General features: G+C 65.7%; 17 protein-coding genes. 5 read left to right on the forward strand and 12 right to left on the reverse strand.

What is annotated here, in order from left to right; translation table 11 throughout:
* The first annotated feature begins 167 nt into the window (after window positions 1–167).
* Window positions 168–632 (forward strand): lysozyme inhibitor LprI family protein, encoded by a 465-nt coding sequence (locus tag APZ15_RS18465; protein ID WP_226153226.1) that lies wholly within the window; start codon window positions 168–170, stop codon window positions 630–632.
* A gap of 454 nt (window positions 633–1,086) precedes the next feature.
* Here the strand turns inward: APZ15_RS18465 and APZ15_RS39455 are convergent, their stop codons facing one another.
* A complete protein-coding gene (locus tag APZ15_RS39455; RefSeq protein WP_080981949.1) occupies window positions 1,087–1,773 on the reverse strand; it encodes a GNAT family N-acetyltransferase in 687 nt (228 codons plus the stop codon).
* A gap of 24 nt (window positions 1,774–1,797) precedes the next feature.
* On the opposite strand from APZ15_RS39455, the gene APZ15_RS18475 reads away from it, so the two are divergent.
* Both APZ15_RS18475 and APZ15_RS18480 read left to right on the forward strand, forming a co-directional pair.
* Window positions 1,798–2,367, forward strand: a complete 570-nt coding sequence (locus tag APZ15_RS18475; protein WP_034196037.1) for a GNAT family N-acetyltransferase — start codon at window positions 1,798–1,800, stop codon at window positions 2,365–2,367.
* 137 nt (window positions 2,368–2,504) lie between these two features.
* Window positions 2,505–3,323 carry a PA3715 family protein gene (locus APZ15_RS18480; RefSeq protein WP_027791316.1) on the forward strand — a complete coding sequence of 273 codons (819 nt, stop codon included), beginning with the start codon at window positions 2,505–2,507 and terminating at the stop codon, window positions 3,321–3,323.
* A gap of 34 nt (window positions 3,324–3,357) precedes the next feature.
* On the opposite strand, the gene APZ15_RS18485 is transcribed toward APZ15_RS18480, so the two are convergent.
* From APZ15_RS18485 to APZ15_RS18515, 8 genes are all read right to left on the reverse strand, one after another.
* Window positions 3,358–4,509, reverse strand: a complete 1,152-nt coding sequence (locus tag APZ15_RS18485) for an acyltransferase family protein (RefSeq protein ID WP_027791315.1) — start codon at window positions 4,507–4,509, stop codon at window positions 3,358–3,360.
* Window positions 4,510–4,743: 234 nt separating this feature from the next.
* The gene (locus tag APZ15_RS18490; protein ID WP_027791314.1) at window positions 4,744–4,983 is read right to left on the reverse strand and encodes a hypothetical protein; all 240 of its coding nucleotides are present in this window, start codon (window positions 4,981–4,983) and stop codon (window positions 4,744–4,746) included.
* Window positions 4,980–5,621: a DUF2589 domain-containing protein gene (locus APZ15_RS18495; RefSeq protein WP_027791313.1), complete on the reverse strand. Its 642-nt coding sequence runs from the start codon at window positions 5,619–5,621 to the stop codon at window positions 4,980–4,982. Before APZ15_RS18495 ends, APZ15_RS18490 begins: the two co-directional genes overlap by 4 nt.
* 4 nt (window positions 5,622–5,625) lie before the next feature.
* Window positions 5,626–6,477: a hypothetical protein gene (locus APZ15_RS18500; protein ID WP_027791312.1), complete on the reverse strand. Its 852-nt coding sequence runs from the start codon at window positions 6,475–6,477 to the stop codon at window positions 5,626–5,628.
* A gap of 61 nt (window positions 6,478–6,538) precedes the next feature.
* Window positions 6,539–7,849 (reverse strand): DUF2589 domain-containing protein, encoded by a 1,311-nt coding sequence (locus APZ15_RS18505; protein ID WP_080981948.1) that lies wholly within the window; start codon window positions 7,847–7,849, stop codon window positions 6,539–6,541.
* A 110-nt stretch (window positions 7,850–7,959) separates the two neighbouring features.
* Window positions 7,960–8,322, reverse strand: coding sequence for a hypothetical protein (locus APZ15_RS18510; RefSeq protein WP_027791311.1), 363 nt, complete (start codon window positions 8,320–8,322; stop codon window positions 7,960–7,962).
* Between the two features lie 168 nt (window positions 8,323–8,490).
* Window positions 8,491–8,646 (reverse strand): LuxR C-terminal-related transcriptional regulator, encoded by a 156-nt coding sequence (locus tag APZ15_RS39460; protein ID WP_230942755.1) that lies wholly within the window; start codon window positions 8,644–8,646, stop codon window positions 8,491–8,493.
* Window positions 8,647–8,653: 7 nt separating this feature from the next.
* Window positions 8,654–8,902 carry a response regulator transcription factor gene (locus APZ15_RS18515; protein ID WP_057056468.1) on the reverse strand — a complete coding sequence of 83 codons (249 nt, stop codon included), beginning with the start codon at window positions 8,900–8,902 and terminating at the stop codon, window positions 8,654–8,656.
* 290 nt (window positions 8,903–9,192) lie between these two features.
* On the opposite strand from APZ15_RS18515, the gene pip reads away from it, so the two are divergent.
* Together pip and APZ15_RS18525 are read left to right on the forward strand one after the other, a co-directional pair.
* Entirely contained in the window at window positions 9,193–10,125 is a 933-nt protein-coding gene (pip, locus tag APZ15_RS18520) for a prolyl aminopeptidase (protein ID WP_027791309.1), read from the forward strand.
* A gap of 300 nt (window positions 10,126–10,425) precedes the next feature.
* On the forward strand, window positions 10,426–11,196 hold the full coding sequence (locus tag APZ15_RS18525; RefSeq protein WP_201800288.1) for an alpha/beta fold hydrolase: 771 nt from the start codon (window positions 10,426–10,428) through the stop codon (window positions 11,194–11,196).
* Between the two features lie 72 nt (window positions 11,197–11,268).
* On the opposite strand, the gene APZ15_RS18530 is transcribed toward APZ15_RS18525, so the two are convergent.
* From APZ15_RS18530 to APZ15_RS18540, 3 genes are all read right to left on the reverse strand, one after another.
* Window positions 11,269–11,541, reverse strand: a complete 273-nt coding sequence (locus APZ15_RS18530; RefSeq protein WP_027791308.1) for a hypothetical protein — start codon at window positions 11,539–11,541, stop codon at window positions 11,269–11,271.
* 184 nt (window positions 11,542–11,725) lie between these two features.
* Window positions 11,726–12,775 carry a transglutaminase family protein gene (locus APZ15_RS18535; RefSeq protein ID WP_027791307.1) on the reverse strand — a complete coding sequence of 350 codons (1,050 nt, stop codon included), beginning with the start codon at window positions 12,773–12,775 and terminating at the stop codon, window positions 11,726–11,728.
* Window positions 12,769–15,375, reverse strand: coding sequence for a circularly permuted type 2 ATP-grasp protein (locus APZ15_RS18540; protein ID WP_034196036.1), 2,607 nt, complete (start codon window positions 15,373–15,375; stop codon window positions 12,769–12,771). Before APZ15_RS18540 ends, APZ15_RS18535 begins: the two co-directional genes overlap by 7 nt.
* Between the last annotated feature and the right edge of the window lie 123 nt (window positions 15,376–15,498).

Raw genomic sequence — 15,498 nt, forward strand, 5'->3', positions numbered from 1 at the left:
CCGGACGGTTGAGCCCGCAGCCATTATCAGTCACTCGACATGACCGAGTCGTTCGTTGACAATCGGCTTTTACAAAGTTGACCGTGCTTGTTTAAAGCAAGCCAACGATATGTACTTCAGTCGGCGCTGTCGACCACGATCGACGCCAGAATTACTCCGATCGCCACATGAATGAAAAAACAGCAGTGGGAGCAAGAATGCATATCCACGCATCGGCATCCGGCCGTCGTTGCGCAGCGCTCGGGGTCGCCATGGCGCTGACATTTTCGTGGTTCACCTCTGCACAGGCACAGAGCTGCGCACTTGACAGCGTGGCGCCCGAGTGCTTGCTGCAGCGTAGTCAAGGCGAATTTCAGCAAGCGGATGACGAGTTGAACCGCACTTACCAAAAGGTTTTGAAGTCGATGTCTCGGCCGCGTGACGAGTACGTCGACTATCCGGCACTCAAGACGAAATTCGTCGAGGCTCAGCGTCAATGGGTCCGCTTTCTCGATAAAGAGTGTACCGCTTGGTATCTGATAAACGAGGCAGGCGCAGATCGTAATCTTGATCTACTGACTTGCGAAATCGACAGAACACGTGATCGTACGCGTGAATTGAACGCGTGGCTCAAGCAATTGAGCCATGATTAGCGCAGCGCCAGATGAAGACAGCATCACCAGGTCGGCGGATATTAGAGAGAGGGTTTCGCTTAACGAACAAAAAAGCGCCATCCGCGACGCCCCGAAAGCAATGCATCTGCCGTCACCACCTCGTTGATTGGACAGGATCGTTAATTCGATGAGTTTTTTGCAAAATCGAGAACTTGTGGATGCCCTGACCTCGCTGCCGGAGCGGCAGCTGGTCGAAGTGATCGCGTTGGCGTTGGAGGCACGCGAAGCCCAAGTAGGACGTCCGGAATGGCAGTCGGCCAAACTCGTGCTCGCGGAGGTTCACCGATTCAATGAGGCGTCCGCGACGCCCTCGCCCTGGGCGCTTATTGTCAGCAACTCCGCCGGGCATATCGGGCAGTTTCCGGTCAGGAGCGGCCGCCAATTTCCGCCTGTACTGCATCAAACCACCGCCAGTTTGAGCCATTCGACGCAGCTACGGAATGGGTCGCTCCATGACGATCAGCTCGCCGAGAAATCGCTGATTGGTCGCCCGTCTGATTTCCTCGAATCCCTCGCGCTGCCAAAATGCGAACGCACGCGGATTCGTTGAAACGACCGCGAGTTGCGCCCTGCGGAAGCCCCACTCACGCGCCATAGCATCGAGCAACGCCAACGCAGTCTTTCCGTAACCACGACGCTGGTACGCATCGGAAAATAACAGCAGTCCGATCCAGATGCAGTCGTCAGTTGGATATGCGCGAATCACGTCGGCACAGCCAACCATGTCTGGCCCGACATAAAAGCCGAAGACTGATTTATCTCCCCCATCTTTGCCTGCAGGCTTGCCGTAGAAGAAATCATCAACATCTTCTTTGGAGGGTGACCGTCCTTCGACCAGTTGAGTATAAGAGGCGGCTTCGATAAAGACGCGCGATACGTTCGCGTAATCGTTATCCGAATCGCCGCTGAGTGCGCGGACTGTGACCATCAGGCGCTCTTTCGAAGTGTGAGGCGTAATTCTAAGTCGATTTACCCATGAACACACGCAGCGCAACATGGCGCTAGCGTCCGCTTCATGGGAAGTTGAGTGTCTCTTCCGGTCTGGTTCGGCCGACCGCATCAGGCGGCGGTCGGCCATTTTGAGATGCTCGACGCCGCCGATTAAACTGTTGGCAATCATCTTCCCAGACACGCACCGATCAGCATGAGCGCAATCAAACTGTTGAGACCTACGACCGCCTTGCTGCCGAGCTACGTTGCGGCGCTTGAGGCAGGATGGTCGCCCGACAACGTCCGTAAGGAGATCGCTGCGCGCGAACAATTGGACGCTATTGACGTAGATGCTGAGCGATTCGTGGACGGACTGGACGATCCAACTGCATCGGGCGGTCCGATTCCCTTACCCGATGGCTCGACTGTCACGCGGCTCCCGAGCATTGTCCGCTGGATATGGGACGGTGATTTCAGCGGCGCAATCGGATTTCGTTGGCAGGCCGGAACCGCCGAATTGCCGTCGTACGTACTCGGACATATCGGCTTCTCGGTCGTGCCGTGGAAGAGGGGCAACGGCTATGCCACGCAGGCGCTCGATTTGATGCTGGGCGAAGCAAAGGGAGAAGGCCTGCCCTATGTCGAACTAACAGTTGATCCGGAGAATATCGCCTCGCAGAGGGTAATCGCTGCGTGCAATGGCGTATTGATCGAGCGCTTCAGAAAGCCGGCAGCCTACGGATTCGCCGAGACGCTCCGCTATCGCATTGAATTGAACGACTGAGCAAGCTGTCAGCCCTTATTCGGCCGCTTTCTGCCGCTCGTCTGAGCCATGTAGTGATGCGTTGCATCGACGGTTTGAATCCGCCGTCGGTAAGCGACATACACGACATCCATGAAGAACCTCTTTCCATCACGACCGTGAGAATCCTCCATTTCGCCCCGTTGCTGGCGCTCGCCGCCTCCCCCATCGTTCACGCCGCCGACAGCCAGCCTTGCGACGACGACACCGTGACTGCCGTCGCCCGCTGGGCCGGCATCGCGAGCGCCCGCATCGCCACACGTGACGCGGACCGGCTCGTCGTCGCGGCGGCCTGCAAGGTCATGCCGAATGCACCTGAAACGACGATCGCGGCCGTCGCGTTCGATTCGCTGCCGAAGAGCAAGAATCCCGACGATAGCGAAAAGCTGCAGGTCGTCGCGCTCGTCGAAGGGGGCAAGGTCGTGGCGGCCGAGCGTTCGGTGATTCAGGAGGACGCGGCGATACAGATCGGCGAGAACAGTTATCGCATCGATACTGCGCCGTACCGGCTGTCGCCCGATGTACGGGCATTCGGCGTCGTGTTCAGCAGCACCGCGCACGGACCGAGCTGCCCAGATGCCTACATGGAGAACGAACTGACACTGTGGATTCGCGAAGGCACCCGTATCCGCCCCGTGTTTGGTACCAATCTCAATGGCTGGGTCGCCACCACAGGCACCGCGTGCGGCCCCGATACCAGTGACCTGCGCAGCGAGTCCGCCCGCATGACGATTGCGGTCGAGAAGACGTCGCACAACGGCTTTGCGGACCTGTCGATTACGGCACACGTGATGAACGCGGAAAGCAACGACGACAAACAACCGGACGCAGGAAAGCGCACCGTGCGCACGGTCGTCAAATACGACGGCAAATCATACGGGAGCGATATGTACCGAGACTTCTGGTATTCGCCTGCCTCGAAGAAGCGATTCAAATGACGGTGACGTGCCGCGGCGAGTCCACCCCGCCCGCCTACTCCACCACCTTCGCCCCGATCGCCTCGCCCGACGCCGGCCTGAGCCGCGCTTCCTCCCGCCCCCGCCGCATCTCGCGCGCCGTATACCGATCCTTCAGCCGCAGGAACGGTTTCTCGACAAGGAAATAACTGGCCGTCGCCGCCATCAGCGCCCACACGATCCCAAGCGGAAACGCATGCGCAACCGGCAGATCCGGATTCGCGAACGGCTGCTGCCACAGATAGAGGCTGAACGAGATCGTGCCGACGAACACGACAGGCTGCGCACGCAACCATCGCGCACACCAGAATTCGCTGCGGAAATTCAGCACGACGATCACGATCGCGATCAGCGCCGCCTCGAGCGTCACGCCGTACGTCGCATTCCAGAAGCCACCGAACCGGTGTTCGGCGAGCGGGCCGCCGATCAGCACGACCACGATGATCGCCGTCACGATGCGCGTCCCGCCGCGCCACGAGCGAATCCACGCTTCGAGCCGTTCGCGGTTGAGCGACGCATAACAACCGATCAGGATCGGATCGACGCCCGTGTGAAGCATCATCCCGAGCTGCCCGCGCAGCGCGGGCGCCACGAAGTACGTGACCGCGCGCACGAGCGGCACGACCAGGATCAGCGCGGCCAGCCAGCGCGTTCCGCCGCGGCGCATGCCGTACACGAACAGCAGCGGCCAGAACCAGTAGAACTGTTCCTCGAGCGCGAGCGACCAGAAATGGCCGAGATACCACGCACCGTCGGGATGCAACGTGTTGTCGCCGGTCAGCCCGAACCACGCCGAGTAGTTCCACAGGTGCAGCGCCGCATACAGCCACTGCCGGCGGTCGACGTCGAACCAGCCGGCGAAAGCCACGATCGCGACCGCCGCGAGATAGACGTAGCAGGCCGGCCAGATCCGCAGCGCGCGACGCACGTAGAACGACGTCAGCGCGATGCCGCCCGTGCGCGCGAATTCGGCGCGCAACACGTTGGTGATCAGGAAGCCGCTGAGGACGAAGAAGATCAGCACGCCGAGCCGGCCGTCGGCGATCAGCCGCAACGGCGCGTACCAGCCCGTGTAGCCGCCGGGCAGCACGTGCTCGGCGTGTCCGACCACGACCATCGCCACCGCGACGGCGCGCAATCCGGTCAACTGCGTGACGCGATGGTTCATCGGCTGGTTTCCGTTGGCACGGTGGATGGGCAGCAGACCGGCGCTGCCCCCGCTTCGGCACGCCGATATGCCGCCGGGATTTTGTATGAAAAATATCCGAATGAAATTACTTCAAAAATCCCGCCCCCCCCAATGCAAGCCGCCCCGGCTGGACGTCCGGGGCGGGTGGCGCAGCGCCGGCCGCCTGTTGCGGCGCAACGATCAACGGGACGCGGCAAGATCGCGGCGGCGCGTTCACCGGTCGGCTTTCTTCTCCAGCAGCCGGACATTCTGCTGCGCGACCTGGAGATCCTGCAGCCGATCCACCAGTTCCGCGCAGCCCGTCTTGTCCATCTGGAACGGCGTGCCGCACATCGGGCAGCGGACCTCGCTGTTGCCGAGAAAATCCGCCAGCGACAACTTCACCCGCCCGCGCGTGCAGACCGGGCACATGAAACCCGGTGCGTCGTTCAGCATCTTCTCGCTCGTCTTCATGACTCCCTCCTGGAGTGATCGCCACCTTCACCGGTGGCCTGGGTGCCCGCGCCGCCGACCTGGGTATTCATGCCCAGCAGCGCCAGCAGGTTGCCGATACCGGCGGGGATGCCGGCCTGCCCGACCTCGACCTTCGCGCCGATGTTCGCCTCGAGAAACGGCGACACGTCCTCGCGCGTCTGGCCGCCGGCCTCGGGCCGGCCGCGTGCGAGCATGGCGCTCCAGCGATACTGGCGCGGCGCGGCATCGTCCGCATCGCCGGGCAGCAGCGGGATCGCGCACGACGCCTTCACGCGCTCGGCAAGCAGCAGGCGCACGCCGAAATCGAATGTCGCGGTCTTCACTTCGAGCAGCGGCAGCGGGATCAATGACAGCACCGGAACCTGCACGCGGCGCCATTCGGTCTTGTCCTTGCCGAGCACCTGTTCGTAGAAGAACGTGATCATCCGCAGTTCGCCGAAGTCGCTGTCGTCCAGATCTCCCGGCTCGCAGCCGGTGGACGGCTTCCGCACGAAGCCGAACTCGCGGACGTACCGGACGAACTGGCGCGCGGCCATGAAGTCCGCCTCGATCACGGCCTCGATCGGCGCGGCGAACAGGTACTGCAGATCGACGACGGGGCTGATGGAATCGGTCATGGCATCACTCCGTGACAACCAGTTCGTCGCGCTCGCGGCCGCCTTCGCCGACGAGCACCCACTTGTAGTTGCGCAGCTTCGCGCGCAGCGTCAGCGTCTGCACGAATTCGGATGGAATACCCTGCAGCGCGGCCGGGTCCAGCGTCACCGCGAGCGACGGCACGCGCGCGGTCTCCGCCTGGATCCCGCGCTGCCGCTCGGCCGCCGCTTCGATCAGCCCGCGCAGTGCATCCCAGCTCGCGTCGACTGTCCCCTCGAACGACGTGTGTCCCGCATCCGCGCGCTCGTGCGCGTCGAACACGTCCGCCAGGCCGTCGTCCAGCGATGCGTGAAGCACGTCGAGCAGGCCGGCCCGCAGCGCATCGCGCGTCGGCGGCGTGCCGCGCATGGCCTGCGTCAGTGCGTCGCCGAGCAACGCATGCAGATTGCCGCCCAGCTCGCGCACGACGCGGGACGAACGCAACGCGTCGATCCGGTCGTGTGCCGGGTCGGCGCCCCCACCGGCCGCGCCGCGCGTGCCGCGCACGCGGCCGAGCGCGCCGGCGAGATCGCGCAGCAGCAGTGCGCCTGCCTCCGTCGCCAGGTCGGCGACGGCGACCTGCGACGGCAGCGCATCGGCCGCCAGCGTGTCCGCGTCGAGCCGCGATGCCCGTTCGTCGCCATCGGCGCCCGGCGGCACCGCGAAGCGCAGCGTCACGTCCGCTTCGTCGAGCAGGCCGTTCGGCACCGGAAAATACTTGAGCAACGGATCCTCGCGATACTTCACGGCGAGGCGCTTCGAATACAGGTTCGCTTCGTGCTGCGCGCCCGCGAGACTGTCGAGGAACGCGGCGGCGATATCCCGCAGATTGGTCATCGGTGTTCTCCTCTAACCCGCGCCGGCAGGCCGGCGCGGGCGGATTGTCACATCGGACGGATCAGGGCTTGGCCTGCAGCGTGAGGCTCGTGGACACGCCCGCGCCGTCGATCGTCGCGCTGACGGTCACGACCGACTTGCTGGTGTCGTCGAGCGCCTTGCAATCGATCTCGACCTTGCCGTTGGCGTCGGTCTTCGGCGGCGGATCGGCTTTCACGCTGTCGCCGTTCGCGGTGACCTCGAACCCCGCACCGCCTGCGTCGAACGCGAACTTCAGCTCGACACCCACTGCCGGCGTGCCGTCCGGTTTAAGCGCGGTCAGCACGTCCTTGCCGGAGTCTCCCTTGGCAATCGAGAGCGTCGCCTGCGCGCTCTTGAGTGACGGCGCCGACGGCGGCGGCAGCCGGTGCAGCACGCGCACCGGCACGACAACCGACTTCGCATCGACCTTGCCGCTGTCCGGCGCGGGGATCGACGCGGACACCGTCAGGTCGATCGCCTGCGCGTCGACCTCGCCTTCCGCCCAGAACAGGACGGACAACGAACCGTCGCCGTCGGTCTTGAACGACGTGACCTTGCCGGCTGCATCGAACGGGATGGTCGAACCGAACGGCGCGCGGCTCATCCGGAACTTGTCCGCGAGCGCGGGATCGATCTGGAACGCGACCTCCGTATTGCCGGCGAACAGCCCGCTCGAATTCTGCAGGCGCACCTGCAGCATCTGCTGCTGTGACGGATCGCCCGACATCACGGTCGACAACGCCGGACTGACCTGCATGTCACCGTTGCGGCTCGCGCCGGTCGCGGCGCTCGACAGGATGTTGAGCACGGTCGCGAGCCCGGCCGGCACGCCGGCCTGCGACGCATGCACGAACACGTCCTGCGTGTACTCGACCGAATAGCGCGAGTCCTGCGTCGCCTTCGAATCCTTCTTGCTCGAATAGCTGGCCTTCATCTGCGCCGACAGGCTGAACGGCCCCCAGCCGATCTTGCCCTGCGCCGAGAGTTCGCCCGCGATCGCTTCGGACTTCGACTCTTCCGACGTCGACGACGCCGCCGCGTTGATGTTCGCCTTGAACTGGATCGTCACTTCGTCGACCAGGATCAGCGGCACCGGCACGATCGTCAGCAGCGGCACGATCAGCTTCACCATCTGCCCGTCCTTCTGGTACAGGAAGGTGACGTTGACGGCCTGCTTCACGCCGTCGGTGTCGGTCGTGAGGCCGACCTTGTCGATGAACTCGTAGGTGGATTTCGCGGCCATCGCCTGCGCGGTGATCGCGGCCTGCAACGGGCCGCCGATCAGGGCGCTGTAGTCGATCCCGTTCAACAGACTCCGGGCGGACTCGGCCGCCGAATTGTCAACTGGCATGATTGATCTCCTGTGATTTCGGTTCCGCACGCGCCGCCGTGCTGTCTCGCCGGCGCGTGCGGTACGTCATGCAGCCGCCGGCCCTCGGCGGGCGGCGGCCGGACCGGCGGTTACGGGCGCGGCGGCGGGCGCAGGCGGAAACGCATGCGGTTTGCGGAAAGCTCCGCATCCACGCTGTAGCGCCGCCAGATCGCGAAACCGGTCAGCAGCGCGAACGTGCTGACGGTCGTGACCACCACGCCGCCGTAGATCGCGGCGTTCGGCACGGGACGAAACGGCCAGGTGAACAGCGCGGTGTCCCCTTCCGCGTGATCGTCGGCGGCCCGAGGTTCGAGCAGCTTCGTCCACTCCTTGACCTGCTGTGCGTCGGTGACGTCGACCAGGATCTCCCCGGCGGATCGATTGACGAGTTGCGCCACTTCGACCTGTGTGGCGCGATCGTCCTTCCAGATAATCACATTTTCGCTTTCCATTTTTCACTCCTTTTCATTAAGAAAACCGGGTGAATTCGCCCTCGGAATATCGCGCATTCTCCCGTCCACGGGCGAATGCAACGCAATATCCGCCCGCCATTCAAATTGCGCCGAATGCGAATGCCGCTCAATACCTCCGATTGCGTAGTGAAAAGCGAATCGCCGGAATCACAATTCGCGGCCGATTTTCATCAGGCGGGCAAGTTCGTGAATGGACAATTTGTGCATGATGTTTTCACGATGCTTGCTGACCGTGCGCGGGCTGACATCGAGCAACCTTGCGATTTCCTTGCTCGCGAGACCGGCACCGATCAGGCGCAGCACATCCCGCTCACGCGGCCCGAGCGCGGCGATCTTCGCAAGGAGAGAGGTCGTCCGCGAGCGGCGGCGCGTGTTCGACCGCATACGCGACGAGTTGCGCGGTGCCCGTCAGCCCGAGCTTGCGCACGATGTTCGAGCGATGCTTGCGCACCGTCATCGGCGCGGCCCCCAATGCCTCGGCAATTTCCATACAGCGCATCCCCCGCGCGATCAACGACACGATCTCGCGCTCCTTCCTCGTCAGAGAATCGCTAACCATTCACAATCCCCGGAATTATTTTGATTTCTCGTTGATTCGCGACGCATGGCCAGCGTCATGAGTGCATTTCATGCGTGGCACGCGCATGAAACACAACGACATATTGAATCGGAATGCGTGAATGATGCGATGCGTTTTTTTTACGGATTTTTCAATGCCGATCGACAGGAACGACAGCCGTGCGGCATGCCGGAACCGAAGCGCGCCATTTCGGCGAGTTGGGCATAATGGCGTACTGCTTTCGGCACCGGTTGCCCGGCACCCCACCGACCTTTCAATCAGGAAACGTCATGTACCCACCGATCGAACCCTACGCCCACGGCCATCTCGACACCGGCGACGGCCACCGCATCTCCTGGGAGCGCTGCGGCAACCCCGCCGGCAAGCCCGCCGTGTTCCTGCACGGCGGCCCCGGCGCCGGCTGCAGCGCCGACCATCGCCGCCTGTTCGATCCGGAGCGCTACGACATCCTGCTGTTCGACCAGCGCGGCTGCGGGCGTTCGACGCCGCATGCGAGCCTCGAGAACAACACGACGTGGCATCTGGTTGCCGACATCGAGCGCCTGCGCGAGATGGTCGGCGCGGAAAAGTGGCTCGTGTTCGGCGGCTCGTGGGGCAGCACGCTGTCGATCGCGTATGCGGAAACGCACCCGGAGCGCGTGAGCGCGCTGGTCGTGCGCGGCATCTTCACGATGCGCCGCGCGGAAGTGCTGTGGTACTACCAGGAAGGCGCGTCGTGGCTGTTCCCCGACCTGTGGGAAGCCTTCCTTGCACCGATTCCCGAAGCCGAGCGCGGCGACCTGATCGCCGCCTACCATCGCCGGCTGACCGGCAACGACGAAGCCGCGAAGCTCGAAGCGGCGCGCGCATGGAGCATCTGGGAAGGCCGCACGATCACGCTGCTGCCCGACCCCGCACTCGCCGCGCACTTCGCGGACGGCCACTACGCACTCGCGTTCGCGCGGATCGAGAATCATTACTTCGTGAACCAGGGTTTCGTCGAGGAAGGCCAGCTGCTGCGTGACGCGCATCGCCTCGCCGGCATTCCGGGCGTGATCGTGCAGGGCCGCTATGACGTCGCGACGCCTGCTCGCACCGCATGGGAGCTGTCGAAGGCCTGGCCGGATGCGACGTTCGAGATCGTGCCCGGCGCCGGGCATGCGTACAACGAACCGGGGATCCTGGAGGCGCTGATCGCGGCCACGGACCGGTTCGCGAACTAAGGCGCGCCATCGGGCAACGTCGCGCGCGCGCCGATTGATCCGCGTCGAGCCTCCAGCCATTGCGCGAGCCGGATGTCTGCCGGCCGGGAAGTTGGAGGCCGTTCCGTCATCGCGATTCGCTGCGGTTTGCCGGATGGCACGCACACCGGCCACTCTTTCCACTTCGAAGGCTGATTCATGGCGTTGACCCCGACCGAACCTCGTTCCGAACGCCTCGACCGCCCTGCGGTCAAGTCGCTTGCCGTCCGCGTGAACGGCTTGCGCATTCACACGAAAGTGGCCGGAGCCGGCCGGGCCGTCGTGCTGCTGCACGGCTGGCCGCAAACGTCGCATGCGTGGCGAAAGCTCGTGCCGTTGCTTTCGCCTCACTGCATGGTCATCGCCCCCGACCTGCGCGGATTCGGCCACTCCAGCAAGCCCGCGGCAGGCTATGACAAGAAGACCGTCGCAGGCGACATCGCCGCGTTGCTGCATGCGCTGCAGATCGAAAAGGCCTGCATCGTCGGACACGACATGGGCGGCCAGGTGGGCTACGCGTTCGCGGCGCTGTATCCGCAACTCACGGAGCGGTTCGTGTTCATCGAGAGCGGCTTGCCGGGCTTCGGCCAGGAAAAGGCGATGAACGTGGCCACGGGCGGCAGCTGGCACTTCGGCTTCAATATGGCGGGGGACATTTCGGAAGAGCTGGTTCGCGGCCGTGAAGCACTGTTCGTGCGTCACTTCATCCGGCGCGACACGGTAGGCACCGTCGATCCCGAGTCCATCACCGAAGCGGACATCGACGTCTACGCGACCGCGCTCACGCAGCCCGGCGCCCTTCGCGCGAGCTTCAGCTACTACCGCACCCTGTTCGTGGATCTCGACGACAACAAGATGTTCGGCGCGAAGAAACTCGACATGCCTGTCCTCGCCATCGGATGCGAATTCGGGTACGGCGAAGGATCGAAGGCCACCATGGCGCAGGTCGCGTCCGATGTGCACGGGATCGTGCTGCGCGACTCCGGCCACTATCCCGCCGAAGAGCAGCCGGAACAGCTTGCGTCCGTCCTTCTCGACTTTCTCGCGCGATGATGTCCGCCGGTTGCCGACGATCGCCGGAAGTCGCCGGGATGTGCCGTCAGCAGCTTGATCCTGCCCAGGGGTTCACAGCGCGGTTTCGACGATCGCCCTGCCGCTGATCGCCCGCTCGACCAACTGCTCGTCGCCGACCTTGCGGATCGCGTCGTCGAGCAGCCCCTCCGGCGCTTCGGTCGCCACCTTCAGCAAGCCCGACAGGCCGCGCGCATCGAGCACCACCAGCGTCTCCATCGAATCCGCACGGCTCACGAGCACGCGGCGCCACGCCGGCCCCGCGCCGAAGCTCGCACAAAGCGCAATCGTCTCGCTGCCGAGCGTGTAGTCGAAGGTCTTGATCATGATCCGCCGCCGTTGCAAGGGAATGGCGCTGCGCGTCGGTGCGGCGCCGTGACGTCGACGCACCCGCGCGTGCCGCCGGCTTCCGAATCAAGCCAGATCCGTTCGCCGGCATGGCCATGCTAGGCGTGCAGTATTAACGAAGACTTAAACCGCAATGCGCGCGGGCACGCGGCATCGCGCGACATTACGGCGTGTCGAGCGGCTCCACCGTCACGCCGACCTTCAGCTCCTGATCCGCACCGCCGCCGCGGATCACACCGCGCAGCGGCGTCACGTCCGCGTAGTCGCGGCCGATCGACAGCATCACGTAGTCGTCGCCCGGCGCGCGATCGTTGGTCGGATCGAGCTGCAGCCAGCCGTTGTCCTCGGGCCATGCCGGGTCGTACACCTCGACCCACGCATGCGACGCATCGGCGCCGATCAGCCGCGGCTGCCCGGGGGGCGGCTGCGTCAGCAGGTAGCCGCTCACGTAACGCGCGGCCAGCCCGAGCGAGCGCAGCCCGCCGATCATCACGTGCGCGAAATCCTGGCACACGCCCTTGCGCAAGTGCAGCGCGTCGAGCGCCGACGTCGTGATGTCGGTGCTGTTCGGCGTATACGCGAAATCGGCATGCACGCGCCGCATCAGGTCCCAGGCAGCCTGCACGAGCGGCCGTTGCGGCGTGAAGCTCGCGGCCGCATACGCGGCGAGTTCGGCGTCGCACGCGACATGCGGCGACGTGAACACGAATTCGCTCGCGGCATCGTAAGGCTGCCCTGCGCGAAACCGCAGGCGGTCGCGCACGGCTTCCCACGCAGTCGCCTGTTTTGCGTCGGGATGTGCGATGGCGGGCGGCGGTGCGCCGCGCGCACCGCGCGACCACACGGGCGGCGTCACGCGTACCGTGCTGCGGCTGCGCACGAGCAGCGCGTCATGTGGCAGGTTCAACGCGAACGATGCGCGCGCGTTGCCGAATGCATCGATCTCGGTACAGACCGATTCCGGCTCGGGATCGATGTCGAGCGCGAACGACAGTACTTGCTGGCGCGGCGTCTCGAGCGGTTGCAGCCGTGCCTGGTGCTGCGCCGATTCGACGCGCGCCGCGTAACGGTATTCGGTGTCGTGCGTGACGCGCAGCAAGCGGCCCGGCGCGACGTCGGCGGTCGTTGCTTTCGCGGCCGATGCCGATGCCGATGCGTTCCGGGCATCGCCGGAACCCGGCGGGGTTTTCCCCGCGCCTTTCGTCGTCACCATAACGTCCTGCCCGCCTCGCGTACATGGCTGAAATAGCGCTCGCCGATCCGGTTCGACAGTTCCCAGACCGCCTTCGCCGTCGTGTCGAGCGCTTCGAGCAGCGCGCCGTGCCGGCCACCGTCGGTGGTTTCGCACAGCTCGTGCAGCGACCACGCGGGCACGTCCGGAATCGTCTCGGCCAGTTCGGACAGCGCATAACCTTCGCTGCGCTCGACCTTCGTCAGCCGGCCCCGCAGCGCCTGCACGACCCAGCCGAGCGAGCGCGGATTGTCGGTATCGAGCACGACGAGCGACAGCAGCGGCGCGACATCGAAGCCGCGCTGGAAACGCGAACGGAACGTGATCGTGCTGTCGAACAGCTCCAGCACGAGCTCGAAGCCGTCCTGCCGGTGCACGGCGCCTTCGTCGAACGCGCACTTCAGCACGCTGCACAGGAAGTCCAGCCGGTCGATCTGCCGGCCGATCGACAACAGCCGCCAGCCGTCGTCGCGCGTCATGTTGTCGGTCTGCGCGCCCGTGATCGCGCCGAGGAGCAGGCCGAGGCGCTCCAGCAACTGCAGTGCGTCGTTGCCGATCTGTTCCTCGGCTTCCGGCTGGCCCGCGCTGTCCGCGAACAGCTGGGTCGCATCGTCGATCAGGCGCCACTGGTCGCTCGACAGCCGTTCGCGGATCGCGGCAGCCGCGCCACGCATCCCGAACAGGCACGACGCAATGCCCGACGTGCGATCCGCGCCGCGCGTCAGCGACGTCGCGAGCGCGTGCTGGAACGCACGCGGCGCATCGACGGCGTTCGGTGCATCGGCCGCGATCAGGCCCGTGTCGCGACACAGCGTGTCGAGCAGCTCCAGGTGCGCGGGGCTGTCGACGTCGTCCTCGCCGCGCAGCCGTTCGAGCGCCGCGCGCGCGAGCCGCATCAGGTTGGTCGCGCGCTCGGTGTAACGGCCGAGCCAGAACAGGTTCTCGGCCGCGCGGCTCGCGATCGCGCGCGGCCGTTCGACGAGGTCGTCGGGGCCGAGATGCGTCTGCAGCAGCGTCGTCGAATCGACGATGCCTTCGGTCATCACCCATGTATCGACGGTGCTGCCGCCGCGCGGCATCGGCGCATTGAACAGCGTGTCGCGCGTGCCGACCCGTGACAGCCCGCCCGGCAGGAGCCGCCAGCGCTGCGCACCGTCGGCGAGCGCGAAGACGCGCAGCAGCACCGGCTTCGGCACGATGCGCGCGCCGCCGTGGCCGTCGGGCGCGTCCTGACGCGGCCAGGTCGGCGCCTGCGACAGCGGCAGGTCGGCCTGCACCGTGTAGTGTTCGGGCCGCGCGAGGATGCGTGCGCGCCATTCGGCCAGCTGCGCCTGCGTGAGCCGCGCGCCGATCACCGGCTCGAACGCGCCGCCGGCCTGCACCTCGGGTGGATAGGATGCCTTCACGATGGCGCGCGCGAGTTGCGGCAATGCGTCGTCGCACGCGGCCGCCTCGCCGCACCACCACGAATGCACGGCCGGCAGCGTCAGCGTTTCGCCGAGCAGCCCTTCCGCGAGACGCGGCATGAAACCGAGCATCGCCGGCGATTCGAGGAAGCCCGAGCCCGGCGCGTTCGCGAGCAGCACGTTGCCCGCGCGCACGGCCTGCAGCAGCCCCGGCACGCCGAGCATCGAATCGGGCCGCAGTTCGAGCGGATCGAGCCACGCGTCGTCGACACGCCGCAGAATGCCGTGCACGGGTTCGAGGCCGCTCAGCGTCTTCAGGAATACGCGGTTGTCGCGCGCGGTCAGGTCGCCGCCTTCGACGAGCGTGAGGCCGAGGTAGCGCGCGAGATACGCGTGCTCGAAATACGTCGCGCTGTGCGGCCCCGGCGTCAGCAGCACGATCCGCGAGTTCTTGCGGGCCGGGCTGAGCGCCTGCATGCTCTGCAGCAGCGCGCGGTACGCGGACGCGAGCCGCTGCACGCGCAGCCCGCGAAACCCGCGCGGAAAGAGCCGCGACACGATCAGCCGGTTTTCGAGCAGGTAACCGAGGCCGGCCGCGCCCTGCGTGTGCTGCGCGACGATCCGCCACTGCCCGTCCGGGCCACGCGCGAGATCGAACGCGACCACGTGCAGCCAGGTGTCGCCCGGCACGCTCGCGCCGCGCATCGCGCGCAGGTAGCCGGGGTGCCCGGTGACGAGCGCGGGCGGCAGCAGCCCGCGCTCGAGGATCGTCTGCGGCCCGTACAGGTCGGCCAGCGTCGCGTTGAGCAGCCGCACGCGCTGCAGCACGCCGCGCTCGATCGCGACCCAGTCCTCGGGCGTGACGATCAGCGGCAGCAGGTCGAGCGACCACGGGCCGGCCGCGCCGTCGCCGGCGCGCTGCTCGTGCAATTGGTAGAACAGGCCGTTCTCGCGCATGCGCCGGTGCAGCGCGTCGGCGCGGCGATCGAGGTCGGCCACGCCGTCGCTGCCGATCGATGTGAAGAAACTGCGCCACGCGGGCGCGAGCGCAGGCGCGTTCAGGCCGGCCGCGCTGCCACGCAGTTCGTCGTAGCGGCCGGCGGCCGCCGGCGCCGCGAGCGCGGCGGCCAGTTCCGCGGCATCCGGCTGCGCGCCGGTATCGAAAAGCGTGGGCATCGCGTCGAGGGCGGCGAGATGGTCGGTGTTTATGGGCGGCACGGTGTCGTTCCGTCGTCAGGGCGCGGCCGCGCACGCGCGCCGCCGCGCCGGCGGCGATACGCGGCGTGCGGCCGCAATCTG

The organism is Burkholderia cepacia ATCC 25416 (genome assembly GCF_001411495.1).
GTDB classification, from domain to species: Bacteria; Pseudomonadota; Gammaproteobacteria; order Burkholderiales; family Burkholderiaceae; genus Burkholderia; species Burkholderia cepacia.

Coding starts and splice junctions, on each gene's coding strand:
- APZ15_RS18475 (WP_034196037.1), top strand. CDS start 1,798: ATGAGCGCAATCAAACTGTTGAGACCTACGACCGCCTTGCTGCCGAGC.
- APZ15_RS18510 (WP_027791311.1), bottom strand. CDS start 8,322: ATGGAAAGCGAAAATGTGATTATCTGGAAGGACGATCGCGCCACACAG.
- APZ15_RS18505 (WP_080981948.1), bottom strand. CDS start 7,849: ATGCCAGTTGACAATTCGGCGGCCGAGTCCGCCCGGAGTCTGTTGAAC.
- APZ15_RS18515 (WP_057056468.1), bottom strand. CDS start 8,902: ATGGTTAGCGATTCTCTGACGAGGAAGGAGCGCGAGATCGTGTCGTTG.
- APZ15_RS18530 (WP_027791308.1), bottom strand. CDS start 11,541: ATGATCAAGACCTTCGACTACACGCTCGGCAGCGAGACGATTGCGCTT.
- APZ15_RS18500 (WP_027791312.1), bottom strand. CDS start 6,477: ATGACCAATCTGCGGGATATCGCCGCCGCGTTCCTCGACAGTCTCGCG.
- APZ15_RS18495 (WP_027791313.1), bottom strand. CDS start 5,621: ATGACCGATTCCATCAGCCCCGTCGTCGATCTGCAGTACCTGTTCGCC.
- APZ15_RS18485 (WP_027791315.1), bottom strand. CDS start 4,509: ATGAACCATCGCGTCACGCAGTTGACCGGATTGCGCGCCGTCGCGGTG.
- APZ15_RS39455 (WP_080981949.1), bottom strand. CDS start 1,773: ATGATTGCCAACAGTTTAATCGGCGGCGTCGAGCATCTCAAAATGGCC.
- pip (WP_027791309.1), top strand. CDS start 9,193: ATGTACCCACCGATCGAACCCTACGCCCACGGCCATCTCGACACCGGC.
- APZ15_RS18490 (WP_027791314.1), bottom strand. CDS start 4,983: ATGAAGACGAGCGAGAAGATGCTGAACGACGCACCGGGTTTCATGTGC.
- APZ15_RS18465 (WP_226153226.1), top strand. CDS start 168: ATGAATGAAAAAACAGCAGTGGGAGCAAGAATGCATATCCACGCATCG.
- APZ15_RS18535 (WP_027791307.1), bottom strand. CDS start 12,775: ATGGTGACGACGAAAGGCGCGGGGAAAACCCCGCCGGGTTCCGGCGAT.
- APZ15_RS18540 (WP_034196036.1), bottom strand. CDS start 15,375: ATGCCCACGCTTTTCGATACCGGCGCGCAGCCGGATGCCGCGGAACTG.